Genomic DNA, 4,383 nt, shown 5'->3' on the forward strand with positions numbered 1-4,383 from the left:
CCCGCGACCCATGACTGGCCCTCAAAAAGCAGGCTCGAATCACAACCAAGCAAATTTGCCAATTCCTTTTGTCAACACGGCCTACGCGGCGTGGACAAAGTCCGGGCGGGCTGGATGCCTATCTGGGTTGATCGCCCGTGACGAATTGCACGATAAAAAACAGCACCGCGCATCCGCACCAGAAGATCGCCCAAGCGGAGAAGACTCGGCGGAACGCTATCGGGTATTCTGGTTTCTGGATGAACCAAACGAAAATATACGGGCACCAGAAGGTCAGGAACCCCATCAGCGCCAGTTTCGATGTCGATGCCTGTGGCGCGGCTTCGTCTATTGGCACGGCAGTCATAGGTGAACTTATTTCCCATAAGCGCGGCCTTCGCCATCGAACTGCTGAAGGAAACACACGGCGAGATTGACGCGAAGCGATGAGGTTGATTCAAGGCTGCCTTTAGGAGGCAGGTTTGAGCCGCGGCGATCTCACCGAAGCGGCATGGCGTGTTCTGAAGGGCTTGCTGCCCATAGAAGCGGAGAACCGTGGTCGCGGCAGGCGGCCCGAGCAAAACCGCTCAATCATCAACGGCATCCTGTGGCGGCTTCGCTGCGGTGCTCCATTGCGCGACGTGCCACCGAAGTACGGTAGCTGGAACACCATCTATCGGCGGTTCCGGCGATGGAGCGAGGCCGGCGTCTGGGAGACCGTTGCCGTGACTTTGGCCTAGATCATGGCGGACAGCGGCCACTACAGCATCGATAGCACCACCGTTCGCGTCCATGTCTCGGCAGCGGGCGGAAAAGGGGGACTCATCGACGCGCTCTTGGCCGCTCGCGGGGCGGGTTCACCAGTAAGCTTCACTGCCTGGCTGATGCCCTTGGACGACCGCTCGCCTTCATTCTGACCGGCGGCGAGGCGGCAGATTGCAAGGCGTATGATGCCTTGACCGGACTGCCCGAACGGGCACCGGAAGCGCTGCTTGCAGACAAGGGCTACGACGCAGACGTGATCCGCGCCGACCTTGCCGCAGGGAAAATCGAAGCGGTCATTCCCGGCCGGTCAAATCGCCGCGTGAAAATCGAGTATGATCGGGCGCTCTACCAGCAACGCAACCGCATCGAGCGCATGTTCGGGCAGATCAAGATCAACCGCGCCATCGCCACCCGCTACGATCAATTGGCCAACAGCTTCCTCGGAATGGTCCATCTCGCCAAGGCCAGATACTGGCTCAAATTTGTCCACGCCGCCTAAGGCCGTGTCGACCGCTTGACGTCCTTCGAGCGTGAAGGCGGCCAGAACAGAAGGAGACTCTCCAGACGCATATATTTTTAAACCATTAGGGCAAATTTAACTGTCTCCAGGCCATTATTCGAATGACCGCGCAATCGCATTCATAGTTAATTTTGCTTGGAGCCGACATGAGCAACCCTTTTGTGATCGAGAATCAAGAAAAGATTGGTATCGGTACATGGCCTGTACACGGTAGCATCAGTATGATTATTGATGCTCAGACCGTGTCTGCCGATTGGTTCTACAATTGGATGCCTAATGTAGATCTCGGGAACATAAATAGCTGGTTATCCGGCAATGGCGTGAATCTGACGGTCAAGCATGATGACACTTCAATTTTATTGAGCGGACAAAATGGATGGGCTGTTCAAGAAGTGCTATTGGGCAATAGTACCTCTTGGTCTTTCCAGTTCGATGGCCAATTGCTTCTGGGTTCCGCCGGTGTGGAGCTTAAGTTCGAAGACGCGCAGGGATCGTTACTGGCATCGAGATGGGTGGGGATCAATGCGATCGATCAAGATTATGTTCTGAATGGTAGTACGCCCGAAGGTGCAGTGAATGTAAAAATCACGGTCTATACTGAGAAGAGCGGATTAGCCGAGTTCGATGATTTTGTGTTTTTCGGCAATGAAAAAAATCTTATTGGCAACGGGGACTTCGAATCGAGTGGGATGGCGCAGAGTGCACCCGGCTTTATCCCCATGATCTGGTCGGCCGCTGATATGGGTAAGCTGGATAGCCTTGCCGCTGCAAATCCGGGCGGGCCGTTGCTGACTTTCAATGAGCCCGATCATCCCAATCAGGCGAACATGAGCGTCGAACAGGCGTTGGCTGAATGGCCCGAGTTAATGACGAGTGGGATGCGGCTTGGATCTCCCGCTGTAACGACATCAAATACCCTGAAAAGCGGCGGCTGGCTCGATCGCTTCATGTCTGGTGCTGACGCGCTTGGGTATGAAGTAGACTTCATCGCTGTGCATTATTATACCACAAATACCGACGTAGGCGCCTTCAAGTCTTTCCTTGAAAAGGTGCATGAGAAATATGGCAAGCCGATTTGGGTCACCGAATGGTCACTCGCGGACTGGTCCAACGAAGGTCGCTTTAGCGCTGAGGAACAGCAGGCGTTTTTTGAAGCTGGCACACATATGCTTGACGACCTTGCATATGTTGAAAGGCAAGCCTGGTTCTCCGCCTACCCTAATCTCGACGGTCTCAACCTCAACACTGAGCTCTACGACGAATTCGGCGCGCTTACGCCATTGGGAGAAACCTTTTTCGATCTCGCTCAAAACCCGGGTGATGCCAAGCCTGTGCCGAAGGTGATTGAGGGGGGGGCGCCAACTAACACTTATGTTGGCTCTTCGGAGATCGATACCGTCGATTTTTCGGCGGCATTGGACGCAATTGTTGCGGATCTATCCAGCAAATATTTCGTCGATATTGAAAACCTTATCGGTGGTATGGGAAATGACCGATTGTATGGAGATGCAAAAGTAAATGAAATAATCGGCGGACCAGGCGATGATCGTTTGTATGGCCGTAGTGGCAATGACGTCTTAATCGGGGACACAGGATCTGACCGCTTGGATGGAGGTGAAGGCCAAGATATTTTGCGCGGCGGGGCTGGTAACGATCTCTATATCGTGAATGATCTCAACGATATCATCGATGAAACCGATCAGTTCGGCAACGATGCTGGCGGCTACGATAAAATCATCAGTTCCGTAGACTTTGCAATGGATGGTCTCGCTAGGTTTGCCGAGCAAATAACGCTCACCGGCAACGCAGACATCAATGGTATCGGCAACGGCAAAGGCAATAAAATCTACGGTAACACCGGGAAAAACGTCATTAATGGAGGCGCAGGCCGAGACCAACTTTATGGGCGGGGCGGCGACGATAAATTAGACGGCGGTTCGGGAAATGACGGGCTTTATGGTGATGACGGAAATGACGTTCTCATCGGCGGATCGGGTGACGACCGTATCTATGGTGAGGATGGGGATGACGTTTTAATCGGCGGATTGGGCACCGACCGTCTTTACGGCGGAAACGGGAGCGATATTTTTGTCATCGATAAAGGTTTTGGACGAAATACGATCGTTGATTTTCAATTTGGGAAAGAGGGTCACGACGTAATACAAGTATCGTTGGGAACGACGTTCGATACCTTCGATGAGGTTTTTGCTGCTGGTAAACAGGTCGGATCCGATGCAGTGTTCACATTTGGAGGTCAGGGTGTTCTTACAATCGCCAATGTGTCAATCGAAACACTGACTGCAAATGACTTCAATTTCGGATGATCCTCGTTACAATTTATCAGGTAATCAAAATGTTGGTTCTGTCTGCCGTCAGCACTGACGGCACAGATTTCAGGTTGTGATTTAAGGAGGGTTGGGGCTTCGTCGTTGTACCAAATTACCCAAGAAGTCCCAACCCTCATTGAAAAAGCGCTGGCCAAGTTCCTGCTGAGCCGGTGGTTAAGGATATTCGGCGGCAGACGCGGCGCGATTTCTCGGCCGAGGACAAGATCCGCATCGTGCTGGATGGTCTGCGCGGTCATGGCAACATCGCCGAGTTCTGCGAAGGAAGGCATCGCAGAGTCTTTATTACAGTGGTCGAATGAGTTCATGGAAGTGTGGAACCGAATCGGCGTTGATACCAAGACGAGATCGTGACACTGGCGCTGGAGGAACGCGATCTGAGAACCTGCGAACTGGCGGGGCGCTTGACCGATAAGAAGCACGGCTTCGTATCAGAATTCACGGTTGCCTCCTGCTGAAAGGCCCACGATCGGATCACCCGCCCGGCCTATGTCGTGATCAAGGCCGCTGATCAGTTCCATACCAACACCACCCGTCCAAACGAGATGTGGCAGACTGACTTTACCTACTTAAGATCATCGGACTGGGCTGGATGTATCTGTCGACCGTGGTCGACGATTTCTCGCGTTACATCATTCCCTGGAAGCTATGCACCGACATGCGCGCCGAGGAGATGGCCAACACGCTGAACCTCGCGCCTTTGTTGCCCGACAAGCCGCGCGGTGTTCCCCGGGTGGATGACCGGCGGGTGCTTAACGGAATCATGTGGCGCTT

2 protein-coding genes and 3 pseudogenes are annotated in these 4,383 nt (G+C 53.4%); all 5 read left to right on the forward strand.

The features are described from left to right. On the forward strand, positions 1-352 hold a 352-nt coding region (locus K4G67_RS14870), incomplete at its 5' end, for a hypothetical protein (protein ID WP_239807114.1). A 148-nt stretch (positions 353-500) separates the two neighbouring features. Continuing rightward, positions 501-1,243: pseudogene (locus K4G67_RS17800) on the forward strand (IS5 family transposase). Positions 1,244-1,410: 167 nt separating this feature from the next. Beyond that, complete coding sequence (locus K4G67_RS14885) at positions 1,411-3,588, forward strand: glycosyl hydrolase (RefSeq protein WP_239807116.1); 2,178 nt, start codon at positions 1,411-1,413, stop codon at positions 3,586-3,588. 173 nt (positions 3,589-3,761) lie between these two features. Then, a pseudogene (locus K4G67_RS14890) lies at positions 3,762-4,306 on the forward strand (DDE-type integrase/transposase/recombinase); the annotation flags it as partial. Continuing rightward, a pseudogene (locus tag K4G67_RS14895) lies at positions 4,301-4,383 on the forward strand (IS5/IS1182 family transposase); the annotation flags it as partial. The pseudogenes K4G67_RS14890 and K4G67_RS14895, both read left to right, overlap by 6 nt.

It is taken from the genome of Croceicoccus hydrothermalis, assembly GCF_022378335.1.
In the GTDB taxonomy this organism is placed as follows: domain Bacteria; phylum Pseudomonadota; class Alphaproteobacteria; order Sphingomonadales; family Sphingomonadaceae; genus Croceicoccus; species Croceicoccus hydrothermalis.